This window comes from uncultured Roseivirga sp. (assembly GCF_963973945.1).
Lineage (GTDB): Bacteria > Bacteroidota > Bacteroidia > Cytophagales > Cyclobacteriaceae > Roseivirga.
Genome location: NZ_CAXBBV010000012.1, coordinates 20,031 through 35,814 on the forward strand (window position 1 = coordinate 20,031; position 15,784 = coordinate 35,814).

The 15,784-nt window shown below is 40.9% G+C and carries 12 protein-coding genes; 5 read left to right on the top strand and 7 right to left on the bottom strand.

Going from position 1 to position 15,784, the window contains the following annotated elements; translation table 11 throughout:
• Window position 1: 1 nt before the first annotated feature.
• The 4 genes from AAC026_RS16440 (at window position 2) to AAC026_RS16455 (ending at window position 7,088) form a co-directional block, all read left to right on the top strand.
• Window positions 2–1,084 (top strand): efflux RND transporter periplasmic adaptor subunit, encoded by a 1,083-nt coding sequence (locus AAC026_RS16440; protein ID WP_339609472.1) that lies wholly within the window; start codon window positions 2–4, stop codon window positions 1,082–1,084.
• 3 nt (window positions 1,085–1,087) lie between these two features.
• On the top strand, window positions 1,088–4,159 hold the full coding sequence (locus AAC026_RS16445) for an efflux RND transporter permease subunit (protein WP_339700305.1): 3,072 nt from the start codon (window positions 1,088–1,090) through the stop codon (window positions 4,157–4,159).
• 2 nt (window positions 4,160–4,161) lie between these two features.
• Window positions 4,162–5,466: a TolC family protein gene (locus AAC026_RS16450; protein WP_339605968.1), complete on the top strand. Its 1,305-nt coding sequence runs from the start codon at window positions 4,162–4,164 to the stop codon at window positions 5,464–5,466.
• Between the two features lie 116 nt (window positions 5,467–5,582).
• Complete coding sequence (locus tag AAC026_RS16455) at window positions 5,583–7,088, top strand: transporter substrate-binding domain-containing protein (RefSeq protein WP_339605967.1); 1,506 nt, start codon at window positions 5,583–5,585, stop codon at window positions 7,086–7,088.
• Here the strand turns inward: AAC026_RS16455 and crtD are convergent, their stop codons facing one another.
• From crtD to AAC026_RS16485, 6 genes are all read right to left on the bottom strand, one after another.
• On the bottom strand, window positions 7,089–8,552 hold the full coding sequence (gene crtD, locus AAC026_RS16460; RefSeq protein ID WP_339700308.1) for a 1-hydroxycarotenoid 3,4-desaturase CrtD: 1,464 nt from the start codon (window positions 8,550–8,552) through the stop codon (window positions 7,089–7,091).
• A 199-nt stretch (window positions 8,553–8,751) separates the two neighbouring features.
• A complete protein-coding gene (locus AAC026_RS16465) occupies window positions 8,752–10,005 on the bottom strand; it encodes an FAD-dependent oxidoreductase (RefSeq protein ID WP_339700311.1) in 1,254 nt (417 codons plus the stop codon).
• A 3-nt stretch (window positions 10,006–10,008) separates the two neighbouring features.
• On the bottom strand, window positions 10,009–11,007 hold the full coding sequence (locus AAC026_RS16470; RefSeq protein ID WP_339700314.1) for a 4-hydroxyproline epimerase: 999 nt from the start codon (window positions 11,005–11,007) through the stop codon (window positions 10,009–10,011).
• Window positions 11,008–11,096: 89 nt separating this feature from the next.
• Window positions 11,097–11,456, bottom strand: a complete 360-nt coding sequence (locus AAC026_RS16475; protein WP_339700317.1) for a four helix bundle protein — start codon at window positions 11,454–11,456, stop codon at window positions 11,097–11,099.
• A gap of 197 nt (window positions 11,457–11,653) precedes the next feature.
• Window positions 11,654–13,222 carry an aldehyde dehydrogenase (NADP(+)) gene (locus AAC026_RS16480; protein ID WP_339700320.1) on the bottom strand — a complete coding sequence of 523 codons (1,569 nt, stop codon included), beginning with the start codon at window positions 13,220–13,222 and terminating at the stop codon, window positions 11,654–11,656.
• A gap of 36 nt (window positions 13,223–13,258) precedes the next feature.
• Window positions 13,259–14,173: a dihydrodipicolinate synthase family protein gene (locus tag AAC026_RS16485; protein WP_339700323.1), complete on the bottom strand. Its 915-nt coding sequence runs from the start codon at window positions 14,171–14,173 to the stop codon at window positions 13,259–13,261.
• A gap of 125 nt (window positions 14,174–14,298) precedes the next feature.
• Between AAC026_RS16485 and AAC026_RS16490 the strand changes: the two genes are divergently transcribed.
• Entirely contained in the window at window positions 14,299–15,156 is an 858-nt protein-coding gene (locus AAC026_RS16490) for a helix-turn-helix domain-containing protein (RefSeq protein ID WP_339700326.1), read from the top strand.
• A gap of 3 nt (window positions 15,157–15,159) precedes the next feature.
• Here AAC026_RS16490 and AAC026_RS16495 read toward each other — a convergent pair whose 3' ends face one another.
• The gene (locus tag AAC026_RS16495) at window positions 15,160–15,783 is read right to left on the bottom strand and encodes a hypothetical protein (protein WP_339700329.1); all 624 of its coding nucleotides are present in this window, start codon (window positions 15,781–15,783) and stop codon (window positions 15,160–15,162) included.
• Window position 15,784 lies beyond the last annotated feature (1 nt).

The window sequence follows — 15,784 nt, forward strand, 5'->3', positions numbered from 1 at the left end:
AATGAGTAAAACATCAAGAATAATTGTAGTCTTGATAATCATTTTGGCTGTAGCAGCATGGGCTGTTTATCCGCGATTTGATGAAATTGTTGGCAGTTCAGATGCCGAAACCTCAATTCAAAATTCTTCAAAGGCAAAATCTGCACTTCCTGTAAGTGGTGTAGTGGTAAAGCCAATGCTTTTAGAGAATAAGATTAAAGTTACTGGGTCAATTTTGCCAAACGAATCTATTGAGCTTAAGAGTGAAGTTTCTGGCTTGGTGACCAAGGTCCATTTTGATGAAGGACAGAAAGTAAAGAAAGGAGCATTGCTAGTAAGTTTAAAAAATGACGAACTGCAAGCCCAACTTGAAAAACTAAAGTTCAGTAAAAAATTGGCCGTTGGAAGTGAAAATCGTCAAAAGCAATTGCTTAACAAAGAGGCCATCAGTCAAGAGGAATACGACATATCCTTGACGGCTTTGAATACCATAGAGGCAGATATTAGAATGGTGGAAGCACAATTGGCAAGAACGTCTATCGTGGCTCCTTTTGACGGAGTCTTAGGCTTGAGAGAAATTAGTGAAGGTGCATACATTACCAATAGCACTATCATTACTAATTTTTACAGCATCGATCCTGTTAAAATTGACTTTGCCATACCGGGTAAATACGCTTCAATTGTTAGTGTTGGTGATGTAATTCAATTTGAGACAGAAACATCAACAGAAGTTTTTAGGGGAACGGTTTATGCCTTCGAGCCACAAATAGACCAAAACACTAGAACCTTAAGAATGAGAGCAATTTCTAGTAACGAACAAGGAAAGCTTTTGCCAGGGCAATTTGCCAAAATTGAGTTGATTATGTCATCAGTAAATGATGCCCTAATGGTGCCAGCGGTTTCAGTTATACCTGAGCTTAATGGGCATATGTTATTTGTAGCACAAGGAGGAAAAGCACAGTCTGTACCTGTAAAAATCGGACTTAGAACCGAAAGCTCTGTTCAGATTTTAGAAGGCCTAAACCCGCAGGATACAGTTATTACTTCTGGGCTACTAGAAATACGACAAGGATCTTCGATTTCTATTTCATCTTTAACCAAGTAAAGCATGTCTAGTTTATCAACCATCAGTATAAAGCGGCCAGTGCTTGCCATGGTGATGAATATCATCATTGTGATTTTTGGAGTGATTGGCTTTAGCTATTTGGGGGTACGTGAATTTCCGAGCGTAGACCCTCCTGTAATTTCAGTTTCTACTAGTTATGCTGGTGCCAATGCTCAGATTATTGAAGCCCAGATTACTGAGCCGATAGAAGAAGCGCTAAACAGTATTGCGGGTATCAAAACATTGACTTCAACAAGCCGTGATGGTGGTAGCTCAATATCTGCGGAGTTCGACTTGGGAGTTGATTTGGAAGCAGCTACTAATGATGTTCGTGATAAAGTAGCAGGAGTAGTGAGGCGATTACCACCTGATGTAGAGCCCCCAACTGTACGTAAGGCCGATGCTGATGCCAGCCCAATCATCTTTCTAAATATTTCGAGTAAAGAAAGAAACCTGCTTGACCTCACGCTGTTGGCAGAAAATATTTTTAAAGAACGTGTACAAACCATTCAAGGCATTAGTTCAGTTCAAGTATGGGGTTCAAAGCGCTATTCAATGCGTTTATGGATGGACCCCGACAAGTTAGCGGCATATCAGCTTACACCTTTAGATGTTCAGAATGCAGTTGGTCGAGACAACGTGGAACTGCCATCAGGAGCGGTTGAAGGCACGAGTACCGAAATTGCAGTTCGAACCATAGGAAGAATTAATTCTCCAGAAGAGTTTAACAACCTAATTGTAAAAGAGGACGGAGGAACAATTGTTCGATTTAGAGATATCGGAAGAGCAGAACTTGCACCTGAGAATGACAGAACTATTCTGAAAAGAAATGGAGTGCCTATGGTGGGAATTGCAGTAGTTACCCAGCCGGGCTCAAACAGTATCGAAATCGCGGATAATTTTTACGAAAGAATCGAATTGATCAAAAAAGACCTTCCAGCAGATATTGAGTTGGGAATCGGTTTTGATAACACCGAATATATTAGAGAATCCATCAGCGAAGTTCAGCAAACTATTATAGTGGCTTTTGCACTTGTGGTGGTAATCATCTTCCTCTTTTTACGCGACTGGAGAACTACCATTATTCCAGTAATGACCATTCCGATCTCATTGATTGGAGCGTTTTTCGTAATGTATATTTTTGGTTTCTCTATTAACGTACTTACCCTTTTAGGTATCGTGTTAGCCATTGGATTGGTAGTGGACGACACCATTGTGGTACTGGAAAATATATACTCCAAAATTGAAGGAGGAATGGAGCCTGAGGAGGCTGGAATCAAAGGGACAAACGAAATTTTCTTTGCTGTAATTTCTACTACTGTAGCCTTGGTTGCTGTGTTTATGCCAGTAATTTTCCTTCAAGGGCTTACTGGAAGACTCTTTAGAGAATTTGGACTCGTGGTGGCAGGTGCGGTTGTAATTTCTTCTTTTGTTGCCCTTACGCTTACTCCTATGATGAGTGCCAAGATTTTGAGGAAGTCGGAGAAAAAGAACTGGTTCTACCGCAAAACAGAGCCATTCTTTGTTAGCCTAAACCGTGGTTATAATAATTCTCTCGATGCCTTTATGAATATGAGGTGGATGGCATTCGTAATCATTTTGCTTTCGGCAGGTATGATAGGCTTCTTTTTATCAGGGAATAGAATACCAGAAGAGATTGCTCCATTAGAAGATAGAAGCTCTTTGAGCGCTAATGCCACTGGCCCTGAAGGTGCTACTTTCGAATACATGGACCAGTACGTTGACAGTATCATCAGTGCAGTTGAAAAGCACATTCCAGAGAAAGAAGCATTGATAACGATTACTTCTCCTGGTTTTGGAAACAGCTCTATGAACTCGGCAAGAATTACCATTATGCTGAATGACCCTTCGGAACGAGAAAGAAGTCAGCAGCAAATTATGGATGACTTTACCCCAATTTTAGCACAGTATACCGAGGCAAGAACTTCGCTTTCTCAACCTGCCACTATTGGAGGTAGAAGGGGGGCTGGCTTCCCTGTACAATACGTTATTCAGGCGCCAAACTTGGAGAAGCTGAAAGAGGTACTTCCCGAGTTTATGGCAAAGGCACAGGATTCACCAGAGTTTACATTCGTGAATTTAAACCTGAAATTTACTAAGCCAGAAATCACTATTGAGATTGACAGAGAGAAGGCACGAACACTGGGTATTTCAGTAAGAGACGTTGCTCAAACTTTACAATTAGGATTAGCAGGTCAAAGATTCGGTTTCTTTATTTTAGATGGAAAGCAGTATCAAATTATTGGGCAAGTAGATAGAGATAACCGAAACGATCCATTGGATTTGAAAGCACTTTATGTTAGGTCATCTGATGGCAGATTAATACAGTTAGACAACCTTGTAAGCTTAGAGGAAAATAGCTCTCCACCACAGCTGTACCGATTTAATAGGTTTGCGGCTGCTACTATTTCAGCAAGTTTAGCCCCCAAGGTAACTACAGGTCAGGGAATTGATGCTATGGACGCCATTGCTAAAGAGGTATTGGACGAGTCCTTCACAACAGATTTAGCAGGCTCTTCTAGAGAATTTAGAGATAGTGCCAATAGCCTTTACTTTGCTTTTGGCTTTGCCCTAATTTTGATTTACCTAGTACTATCAGCTCAGTTTGAGAGCTTTGTAGACCCCTTGATTATTATGTTTACAGTGCCTCTGGCCTTGGCTGGAGCCTTATTGGTAATCTGGAGATACGAAGAATCACTAAACATCTTTAGTCAAATCGGTATCATTATGTTGGTAGGCTTGGTGTCTAAAAACGGAATTCTAATTGTAGAATTCGCTAACCAAAGGAAAGCCGATGGACTCAGCGTTCGCGATGCTGTTTTGGATGCAGCCAAGTCTCGTTTCAGACCTATTTTAATGACATCTCTTTCTACCATTCTCGGAATTCTTCCTATTGCCTTGGCCTTAGGAGCCGGAGCTGAAAGCAGAGTTTCAATGGGGGTAGCCATTATCGGTGGATTGATTTTCTCTACCGTTCTAACCCTTTATGTAATTCCTGCTGTCTATACCTATTTCACCAGTAAAAAAAGTAGACTTTCTAGAACGACTGCCTGATTATGAAAATGAAAATAGCTTTAGCACTCTTCTTTTTCGCTTTAGTAAAAGTGAGTGCACAAGAACCTCTGACTATTGCCGAGGCCGTTCAACTTGGCCTTGAACATAACCTGTCAATTAAAATTTCAAGAAAGTCGGCAGAAACCAGTGCCAATAATTCGGATATGAGTTATGGAGCGTTGTTGCCAACTTTAGGTGTTTCTGCCAGTAAATCTTATAGTAATACAGATGTTACGCAGCAATTGGCCAACAGTAATGAAACCAGAGAGATTAAGGATGCCAAAACCAATAACTTGAACATTTCTCCAACTTTAAACTGGACAGTTTTTGATGGTTTAGGAATGTTTCATACCCGAGATAGATTGAAAGCGCAGGCTCAATTGGGCGAAGACGACTTGCAAATTCAGATAGAGAATAACATTGCGCTTATTTCTAATGCATATTACAGAGTAGTGTTGGAGCAAGAAAGAGCACGTGTTTTTCAAGATGCCCTCGATTTAAGTAAACAGCGTTTAGAACTTGCTTATACCCGATATGAAGTAGGAAAGGCATCTAAGCTAGTGTATTTACAAGCACAGGTAGATTACAACTCAGATTCATCAAGCTTTTTAATTCAGCAAGAATTAATTCACAATGTAAAAGTAGAGTTGAATAGATTATTGGGGCAAGAGCTAGAAAGCGATTTCGAAATCAGTTCTGGATTTTCGTTCGATGGCTCATTGCAGTTAGATGAAGTACTTGCAGAAGCCAATCTCAACAGCCCTACAGTAGTAAGGGCTCAAAGAAGTAGAGAAGTAAACTACTTACAAATCAAAGAATTGAGTGCTGAAAAGTTTCCTACAGTGAGTCTGAATTTTGGCTACACTTACAATGATAGAAACTCTGATGCAGGAGCTGTTTTAAGTAATATTTCAACAGGTTTTAACTATGGAGCAGGGCTCAACTTCAATATTTTTAATGGCTTTGATTTAAAGCGAAGAGAACAAAATGCCAAGATTCAATTGGAGATGGCTGAACTTCAAATTCGTGACCTTACACAGTCTTTAGAGTCTGACGTTCGAAAAGTCTATGGCAATTATCAGAACAGTATTCGTCTTAATCAACTTGAGGAACTGAACCTAGAAGTGGCCAAAGAAAACTATGATATTGCACTTGAAAGGTTTAAAGTAGGTAACTCTACCGCCATTGAATTGCGCGAAGCTCAAATTAACTTGGTGCAAGCAGAAATCAGAAAAATTACTTCTCAATACAATGTAAAGCTTGCTGAAATAGAGCTTAAAAGACTTTCGGGAGGAAATGTTAAATAGACAATAACCAGTTGTCTATTTTGATCTCTCCGTTTTGTTGACTATTTTATCTAATTGAATTTGAACGATTTGCCTTTAAGGGTAGTTTAGGTTCTTGCTCACCATCAGGAGAGAATATGATAAAAAGAAAGGCAACAGTAATTTTTATAGCCCTGTTTTGTGGGCTTTTTCTACTTCCTTCGTGCCGAAAAAGTGCAACTACCAATAACGATTCAGCAGCTCTATCTGAGTTAAAAGTTGAACCCATCGATTTTGATTTCGATCAAATTAAGGAACGCGGTACCCTTACCGCAGTAGTAGACAACAGCTCTACTGGTTACTTTATTTATAGAGGCCAGCCAATGGGCTATGAATACGATTTGCTTTCGCGTATGGCCTCAGATTTAGGGCTTTCTCTCAAAATCAAACTTACCTCTGATATCGAAGAAGCATTTTTTATGCTCAATACAGGCAAAGCGGATGTAATGGCCTATCACCTGACTGTGACCAAGGAACGAACACAGCGCGTGTCTTTTACTGACAGTCACACAGAAGTAAGACAGGTGTTAATTCAACGCAAGCCTAAAGATTGGAGAAAAATGAAACTCCATGATATTGAAGAAAGCATGATCAGAAACCCTTTGAATTTAGGAGGGAAGGAAGTTCACACAAGAAAGGGGTCTTCCTTTTCAGAAAGGCTCGAACATCTGTCAGACGAAATTGGAGAAGACATTATTATTCTCGAAGACGTTGGCATTATGGACACAGAGGCTTTGATCAAAAAAGTGGCTGAAGGAGAAATAGATTACACCATTGCCGATGAAGACATTGCAATGATTAACGCTACATATTACCCTGATTTGGATGTAGAAACCGCAATTAGCTTTCCTCAGAAAATAGCTTGGGCAGTACGTAAAAATGCTCCCATTTTAAAAGATACCATCGATTACTGGTTGAATGAAGTAAAAGCAACTCCAGACTTTAATGTAATCTACAATCGCTATTTCAAGTATAGAAAATCTCAGAATTTAAGAGCTCAGAGCGATTTCAGTTCGGTAGGAGGAACTATGATTTCTCCATATGATGATCTGTTTAAATCTGCGGCTGAAAACCTATCGGTAGATTGGGTAATGTTGGCTTCTTTGGCCTATCAAGAATCAAAATTTGATCCCTTGGTTGAATCATGGGCCGGAGCAAAGGGGCTGTTGCAACTTACCGATATATCTATTGAACAGTTTAATGTTCAAGACCCTTTCAACCCTGTGGAAAATATAGAAGCAGGTACTGAATTTTTAGAATGGCTTGAGGGATATTGGGCAGAAAAAGTGACTGATCCAAAAGAGCGATTGAAGTTTATTCTTGGCTCATATAATGTAGGGCAAGGCCATGTAATGGATGCCGTAAAACTGGCCAAAAAGTATGGCAGAAACCCAGAGGTTTGGGATGGAAATGTAGCAGATTACTTAATAGCCAAGTCTACAGAAAAGTATTACACCGACCCCGTAGTTCAGTTTGGTTATTGTAGGGGAGATGAGCCGGTAAATTATGTAAAGAAGATTTTAGAAAGGTATGACCAATACAAAACCTTGTTTGCAAAGAATTTAGAAGAACAGTCGGACTCTACTTTGGTTACTTCACGCTAATTACTCAAAGTTATCAGCTACAATTTTGGCCGATAATAAGCACAAGGGAATTCCCCCACCAGGGTGAACACTTCCTCCACAGAAATACAAGCCCTTAATATGTTTCGAAAAATTGGGATGCCTCAAAAAGGCAGCATACTTATTATTTGAGCTATTACCGTAAAGTGCACCTTGAGTTGAAGATGTTCGAATTTCAATTTTTCTAGGATCGAGTATATCTTCCACCTCAATTAAAGGCTCAATATCTTCTCCTAGTTGGGTAGAGAGCTTTTTCAATATATTTTTTCTAGCCTCCTTAATTACCTCATCCCAGTCTTGTCCTTGGTTATTAGGCACATTAATCATGGTAAACCAATTTTGACAGCCTTCTGGTGCATCATCTGGCTTTTGAGTTGAAGTAATGTTTAAATAGACAGTAGGATCATTAAATACTGTTCCTGTTTTGAAAATGTGATTAAACTCTAATTGATAATCGTCAGAGAAAAAGATGTTATGGAGATCGAGTTGCTTAAACTCTTTCTTAATTCCCCAATAGAAAATAAGTGCAGAACTAGATTTAGGCTGACTCAGAAGCTTGGTGGGTTTACGTTCTCCCTTCAAGAGCTTTTCATAAGTGCCTACTACATCCATATTGGAAACTATCCTGTCCATTTTATGGAAACCAAATTTGGTGACAACCCCTTTGGCTTTGCCTTCGTGCAAAGTGATTTTACTCACAGGCGTATTAAAAACAAATTTAACCCCAACTTTCTTGGCCAACGTGTAAAGACTTTGGGTAATGTCATGCATTCCTTTGTTTGGAAAATAGGCTCCAATGCCAAATTCTAAATGCGGAATAATATTCAATGTGCCAGGAGCTTGATACGGGTTTGAGCCATTGTATGTGGCATATCGGTTAAAAAGCTGAACCACTTTTTTATTGCTGAACCGCACCTTATTGATTTGGTTCATGCTACGATTAAAATTGAATTGGGACAGCTTTGTGTAGGCCCGAAATGCATTCTTACTTAGCCATGTACTTAATTTATGCAGCGACTTATGCATAAATAAAGGCGAGAGAAAAGCATAGAGGAAGGCACTCTTGTTAAGTGCCTTTTCAATGTTCTTTTTGGGCTCTCCTGTCTTCTGATAAATTTCTTCTTTTAAGTCTTCAATGTTTGCGAAAGCATTAATTTCTGTGCCATCGGAATAAAAGTATTTACAAGTGCTATCAAGTCTTTTGTAATCGAAATAAGCTTTTGAATCCAAACCATGGAGTTCATAGAGCGCTTCAATTTCTTCAGGCAAAGTGAATAAGGAAGGCCCAGCATCGAATCTATATGCCCCTAACTGAATTTCAGTTAGCTTTCCTCCCGGATAAGCATTGGCTTCAAAAACAGACACAGTATGTCCCTTCTTCGCTAAGCGAATAGCACAAGCTAAACCAGCCACGCCAGAACCTATAATTGCTACGGTTTTTCCCACAGAGTTGAGTCTACTACTAATTGAATTGTAACTAAATGGTCTTTGAGGAGGGTATTGGGTTGTACTCAAAAAAGAATACAGCACGAAAAAATACACTTTTGTTCACAATTCCAAACCAATCTAAGAAGGAGGTGCTGATTTATGATGTTTTTATCATATTCTATGTAATGACATGTAATGTCAATATCAGGCTCTGGGTTTAAGCAAAGCGCTCAATATCTAGCAATGGAGAAACTATAGACGGTTTTTCACCCATGATTTCACTTGATAGCATTTGTCCAGTGATTGGGCCAAGAGTAAACCCGAGCATTGCATGGCCTGTGCCTATAAGTAGATTTTTATATTTCTTTGTCCGTCCAATGTAAGGTAGACCATCTGGGGTGCATGGGCGCAAACCTGCCCAAGTTTCAATTTGAGAAAAATCTTGTTCTTCGAACTGAGGCATAAATTCTTTTACCGACTTGATAATGCCTTGCACCCTTCGCTCATTAATATTCAAGCCTGTGCCTGCAATTTCCATCGTACCCGCTATTCTAAGCCCATGTATCATGGGCGTAGTGGCCACTCTTCCTTCGGTTAATATTGATGGAAGTTTTGGCATAACAACGGGGCTAGGAAGTGTAAAGCTATATCCCTTTCCTGCCTGTAAAGGAATATCCACTTTAAGCTGCTTCATCAATATGGGTGACCATGAACCAGCGGCTAATACATATTCATCTGCGGTGAGCTCTCCTTTTGAAGTGATGATTTTATCAATTTTCCCTGCTTTATGAATGATTCGGTCGAGCTGCGTATTGTACTGAAACTTAACGCCAGCTTGCTCCAACTTCTCCTTAAATTCACGCATAAACACATTGGGCGTCATCCAAGCATCGCAACCAAAATAAACCGAACCAGCCATATTATACTGTACGTTCGGCTCCATTTCTTCGGTTTCTTTTCTACTTAGCACTTCAGCATCTAAGCCAAAAGATTTAGCCATATGCACCAGTTCGATTTCATGTTGTAGCGTGCTTTCTGTTTTGCAGATCATCAAAAGCCCAGGCTTTTTATAACCTGCCTCGATATTTTCTTCACTCATGATTTTTTCATAGAGCGATTGGCTTTGTACGGTAAGGTCGTAAAGCACTTTTGCCGCGGCATCTACTTTGCTAGGAGTAGCCGATTTCTTAAAAAGTAAGCCCCATTTTATCAGGTCACGATTAAGGCGGGGTTTAATATAGAAAGGACTCTCAGAGTTGAGCATCCATTTGAGGCCTTGACTAATAATGCCCGGTGAAGCAAGTGGAATGAGGTGACTGGGAGAAACGTATCCCGCATTTCCCGTAGAGCAGTTACTATTGCCATCGGTATTGTCGATTACGGTGACTTCTACCCCTTGTTTACGAAGGAAATAAGCAGTGCTCAGGCCCACAATGCCAGCACCAATCACAATTACTTTTTTCGTTTCCATCTTCTAAATCACCTGAAAACCATAGGCGTATGGATCTTCGTCATCAATTACTATTGTATTGTATCCTGTAATTCTGGCCCAGCCTTCTATGCTTGGAATAATACCCGAATACGCGCCTAATTTAACTACATCTTCGACTTTTCCAGTAAACTGACTGCCAATAATACTTTCGTGAACGAATTGATCGCCTTTTTGAAGTTTTCCTTTGGCCGCCCATTGCGCCATTCGTGCCGAAGTGCCTGTGCCACAAGGAGATCGGTCGATGGCTTTGTCTCCGTAAAATACTGCATTTCTTGCTGTAGAATTCGGTTGAAGCGGTGCCCCCGTCCAAAGTACATGGCTTAAACCGCCTATGGTATCGTTTTCTGGGTGACTGAAGCTATGCTCGGCATTGATGCGTTCTCTTATCTTCAAACTCCAACCAATCAATTGCATGGCTGTGTAATCGGCCATGTCTCTGTAATTTTCTTGCGGGTCGACAATGGCGTAATAGTTTCCGCCATAGGCCACATCCACCTTGAGCATTCCTAAATCAGGGCACTCAACTTCGATATTCTCTTTCGCCAAATAAGCGGGCACGTTGGTTAGCTTTACCGAAGTCACTCTTTTCCCTTCTTGCTGATATTCAATTTTCACCAAACCCGCTGGAGTTTCTAACCTCAATTGCCCTGGTATTTTGGGTTGAACCAAACCTTCCTCAACCATAATTGTCACCGTACCAATAGTACCATGACCACACATAGGCAAGCAACCACTGGTTTCGATAAACAACACTCCGATGTCATTTGCAGGATCCGATGGCGGATATAGAATACTCCCCGACATCATATCATGTCCGCGTGGCTCGAACATCAATCCCTTTCGAATCCAGTCGAATTCTCTGAGGAAATGCTGTCGTTTTTCACTCATATTGGCACCTTCTAGAATAGGGCCGCCCCCAGCTACCAGTCTTACTGGATTACCGCAAGTATGGGCATCGATGCAGAAAAAACGCTTACTCATACTAATGAATTAATGAAAGAAGGGGATAATGAAATAATGGGTTCATGTTACAATGAATTAATTGGTGAGTGAGTTAATGATTTAATGTTTTAACGGTTGGTGTTTTTTCTGGCTTTTGAAACCACTTTGACTATTTCCAATGCCTCACTTTTGAATGGTGCTATTTGTTCTGGTTGTGCTAAATCCGCTTCCTCCATTACTTCCAACCAAAAGAGCGTTTCATCGGCTTCTTCGTTTACAATTGACATTTTAGCGAAAAACTCAGCTTGAGAGCGAGCAATACAGGCGGCTCTATAATTTGCTGCGGTCGATGTAACTGAACGCACTAGCTGTTTTCCAACAATGTATGTAGCGTCTGTCTTTTTTAACTTACCGTAAAACTTGATTATTTCTACTACTAGTTTTTTAGTTCTTACTTTAAATGCTTCAATAAATTCTACCTTTTCCATAACCTTTTTTTAATGAATTAAGGGAATAATGAAGTAATGAGGAAATGAACTAAGGAATAAATAAGTTAATTATCGATTGTTTTCTGATCATAATAGGTAGTGGTTTTGTGTCTTAACTACATTCCTTGATTCATTATTCCACTATCTCATTAATTCCTTATTTCATTCTTTCCTTAATTCCCTAACTCATTAATCCCTTATCTCCCTAACTCATTGTCCACCTTTCTCCAAATACCTATCGGGTTCTCAGCTTTCAATTCTATTGGTAACATTTGATCTGGCCAGTTTTGGTAGCAGATGGATCGGGTGAAACGATAAATAGCATCCGTGCCCACCGAAGTATATTTTCCATTGGTGCTGGCAGGGAATGGACCTCCATGATGCATGGCGGGACAAACTTCAACTCCCGTTGGCATTCCGTTAAAGAGTATCCTCCCCACTTTTTGAGATAGTGCGTCTACAGTCTCGGTATTTTGAGTCATGTCACTTTCGGTGGCTAATAAAGTGCCTGTCAATTGCCCTTGAAGCGATTGAGCTACTTGCTTCATTTCACTCTCATTTTCGCAGACCACCAATAGTGTGAATGGTCCGAAAATCTCTTCGTGGAGTTTTGTGTTTTTCAGGAATTCAGTAGCAGGAACGGTCGCAGTTAACCCTTGTCCGCGGTTGTCACCAGTGGCTGTAGCATTGCCGCTTAAGGTTACTCCTTTTTCTTCTAACAGCGCTTTTCTGTTGGCGTAATAGCTTTCAGCAATACCTTTATTCAGCATTGTGGAAGGAGCAGTTTCGGCCAGTGCTTGTGAAAGTGCGGCAGAAAAAGCCTCCAATTCTGGCGATTGAATTCCCACCAATAAACCAGGGTTGGTACAGAACTGACCTACGCCCATGCTGACTGAGCCTGCTACGGTCTTACCCAAATCGGCTGGGTTTTCTTTTAGTTTGTTAGGGAAAATAAATGTTGGATTGATGCTTCCCATTTCAGCATATACTGGAATAGGTTCGTCTCTTTGGTTGGCCAAATCGAAAAGGGCTTTTCCTCCTCTAAACGAACCCGTAAAACCTACCGCCTTGATTTGCGGATGCTTGACCAGTTGCTGACCCACAGGAATTCCGCCATTCACCATGGAGAAAACGCCCTCGGGCATTCCTGTTTTTTGTGCGGCTTTCAAAATCGCCTGAGATACCATTTCATTGGTGCCTAAATGTGATTCGTGTGCTTTTACAATCACTGGGTTTCCAGCGGCCAAAGCAGACGCGGTATCGCCACCGGCTGTTGAAAAGGCCAATGGAAAATTACTCGCACCAAAAATGGCGACAGGGCCAATGGCGACTTCCATTTTGCGCAAATCAGGCTTGGGCGCTGGCGCTCTGTCTGGAATTGCAGTATCGATGGTGGCATTTACCCATGAGCCTTCGCGCACCAAATTGGCAAACATCTTCAACTGATTACAGGTACGACCTCGTTCTCCTTGAATTCTACCCTCAGGCAAACCCGATTCTCCACAAGCGCGTGCTATCAAGGCATCGCCCAAAGCCATGATCTCATCGGCAATCGCCTCTAAGAAGTCTGCTTTTTTTGCTGGTGCTATGCTTTTGTAGACTTGAAAAGCCTGTGTTGCTTTGGCTACCGCGTTATCAATTTCGGAAGTGGTGGCCACCGAAAACGATTCAGGGAAAGCCTTGCCATTGGCAGGGTTGTGTGCAAAGAGTTGTGCTGTGCCTTCTTTCGAAGGGGTTGATCCTATAAAGTTTGTTCCTTTAATCATGTTGTGTTTTTTGCTGCGCGAAAGATTGGGTTCAATTTACAAATTCAAATAGTCTGGCAATTCAGGGCGGTTTTTAATTCCTGTTTCGATAATCTGAAGTACGTGATTTCTTTCTGCGCCTGAAAGCGCAAGCCTTGGTGCACGAACATTTTCGGTACCAATGCCAGTGGCCACTTCTGCCAGTTTAATATTTTGCACCAGTTTAGGGTTAATGTCAAGCTCCAATAGCGGCAAGAACCAACGGTAGATTTTCAAAGCTTCTTCATGCCTTCCAGCTTTCTGAAGTCTGTAAATGGCTACGGTTTCTTTAGGGAAAGCGCAAACCAAACCAGCTACCCAGCCATTGGCACCCATAAATAAGCTTTCCAAAGCGAGCGTGTCAACGCCAGAAAGAATTTTGAAACGATCGCCAAAACGATTGATCATTCGGGTGATGTTTGAAATATCGCGGGTAGATTCTTTTACCGACTGGATATTTTCGCATTCGGCCAGTTGCTCGAACATGTCCAAAGTCACTTCTATTTTATAATCTACTGGGTTGTTATACACCATAATGGGCAAATCGGTAGAGTTGGCGACTGCTTTATAATAAGTTACCGTTTCATGGTCGTCAGCTTTATAGCGCATCGGAGGCAGCATCATTAAACCACTGGCTCCGTTCTTTTTGGCTTTTTCCGCAGCAATAATGGCGGCTTTCGTGGTTTGTTCAGCAATGTTCATGATCACAGGAACTTTGCCCGCTACCATGTCAACAGTGGCGCTCACTAAAGTATCTTTCTCATCTTCCAATAGTGCACTGGCTTCGCCCAAAGTGCCGCCTAAAATAATGCCATCAACACCAGCGGCCAATTGCGCTTGGATGTTGGTTTCGAACATTTTTAAATCAAGTTTATCGTCATTTGTAAACTTTGTGGTTACCGCTGGGTAAACGCCTTGCCATGCTACTTTCATCGTGTTGTTTTTTTTGGCTAAGGTAGGGGGGACTCTGCTGTGCAACTTTGCGAAAATTCACCAATACTAATATTATATTTGCTACTTGGTTAACTTAGGTTTATTTTTGGGCTTAAATAATACAGGTGAAAGTACTTCCTTTTAAAATCCCTAAAACCGAAGCGTCATCGCTTTACTTGCAAACTGATGACGAACAGTATTTCTATGACATGCTTCATCAGCATCCTGAAATACAAATTACGTGGATTATTTCAGGGGAAGGAACGCTGATTCATGGCGATCATTTAGGAAGCTTTAAATCGGGGCAAATCTTTGTGATGGGCTCCAATGTTCCTCATGTTTTTCGCTGCGACAAAAAGTATTATGAACAGGAAATGCGGGTGTTGTCGAAGTCTATTTTCTTTCGTGCCGAACATTTAAGAGAAACTTCAAAGCTGTTTCCTGAAATCAGAGAACTGCTCCAGTTTATTCAGAATGCGGAAAGAGGCATTCGGGTGAAGGATGATTTTTCGCCCCAAATGATAAGCGCTTTTGAAAAGGTGTTTGAAACCAATGGCTTAAAACGGTTGAATTCATTTTTTGAACTGCTTCATTTGTTTGGGAACGAGGAAAGCATCGCGTACCTCAACGAGTTGCCCCAAAAATCAGTGAAAGAAGCTGAGGGAAGGCGACTGGATGATATCTTCCGCTTCACCCTAGAAAACTTTGGCAGACGCATTACTTTGGAAGAAGTGGCCGAAGTGGCCAATATGAACAAAGCTTCTTTTTGCCGCTATTTCAAGCAGCATACCCGCAAAACTTATATTGACTTTCTAAACGATTACCGGATTGGACAAGCCTGCAAACTTCTGCTCAATAAAGACAATACGGTTTCTCAAGTCTGCTACGAATCTGGCTTTAGCAACCTCTCCAACTTCAACCGAAAATTCAAAGAAGTAACAAGCAAAACTCCGAGGGAGTATAGGGGGATGACTAAGGCCTAAGGGTTATTTTTTATCCCTAACCCATAGAGAGTATGCCAAATCCAAATTAAAATAGGAATCACCTTCACCGCTTACCATACTTGGGGTTACGACAAAATAGCGTTTGCCCGGAAGAACTAAGCTGGCACCCAAAGATGAAGCAGTATTGCTACCTGAGAAAGAAAGTGAATAATGGGGTAGAAGATTGATTTTGTCAATCTTGCCAATTCTTTGAGATAGGTTCATATTGAAAACAAAGTCATTGACTCCGACACTACCTAGAACTAAATTATACCCTAAGCCAGCACCAATATTTGTTCCTCCTTTGGATTTGACGATAAGGTAATTTATAGTTGGTGTTATAATGTTAAATTCCGCTCGATTAAGCCAATAGCCATTAACCCCACCAGAACCACCAGCAGTTTGTCTGTTTTCCGTAAAATTGGAATAGATAATTCCAATATCTATTCTACCTCTTAAAGTGTAACCAAGAGATGTTGTAAATAATTTATCAAATGCAAAGTCAGGGTTTGATCTTGATAGAGTCGCGGTAAGGCCTCTTTGACCCTCTTTAAAGTACACACTTTGAGCATTGAGGGTACTACAAAGCGTAATGACCGCAGAAATAAAAAGTAATCTTCTATACATA

What these genes read in the sequence shown, in the direction of transcription:
- AAC026_RS16440 (WP_339609472.1), top strand. Translation starts at nt 2, where the DNA reads ATGAGTAAAACATCAAGAATAATTGTAGTCTTGATAATCATTTTGGCT.
- AAC026_RS16445 (WP_339700305.1), top strand. Translation starts at nt 1,088, where the DNA reads ATGTCTAGTTTATCAACCATCAGTATAAAGCGGCCAGTGCTTGCCATG.
- AAC026_RS16450 (WP_339605968.1), top strand. Translation starts at nt 4,162, where the DNA reads ATGAAAATGAAAATAGCTTTAGCACTCTTCTTTTTCGCTTTAGTAAAA.
- AAC026_RS16455 (WP_339605967.1), top strand. Translation starts at nt 5,583, where the DNA reads ATGATAAAAAGAAAGGCAACAGTAATTTTTATAGCCCTGTTTTGTGGG.
- AAC026_RS16465 (WP_339700311.1), bottom strand. Translation starts at nt 10,005, where the DNA reads ATGGAAACGAAAAAAGTAATTGTGATTGGTGCTGGCATTGTGGGCCTG.
- AAC026_RS16470 (WP_339700314.1), bottom strand. Translation starts at nt 11,007, where the DNA reads ATGAGTAAGCGTTTTTTCTGCATCGATGCCCATACTTGCGGTAATCCA.
- AAC026_RS16475 (WP_339700317.1), bottom strand. Translation starts at nt 11,456, where the DNA reads ATGGAAAAGGTAGAATTTATTGAAGCATTTAAAGTAAGAACTAAAAAA.
- AAC026_RS16480 (WP_339700320.1), bottom strand. Translation starts at nt 13,222, where the DNA reads ATGATTAAAGGAACAAACTTTATAGGATCAACCCCTTCGAAAGAAGGC.
- AAC026_RS16485 (WP_339700323.1), bottom strand. Translation starts at nt 14,173, where the DNA reads ATGAAAGTAGCATGGCAAGGCGTTTACCCAGCGGTAACCACAAAGTTT.
- AAC026_RS16495 (WP_339700329.1), bottom strand. Translation starts at nt 15,783, where the DNA reads ATGTATAGAAGATTACTTTTTATTTCTGCGGTCATTACGCTTTGTAGT.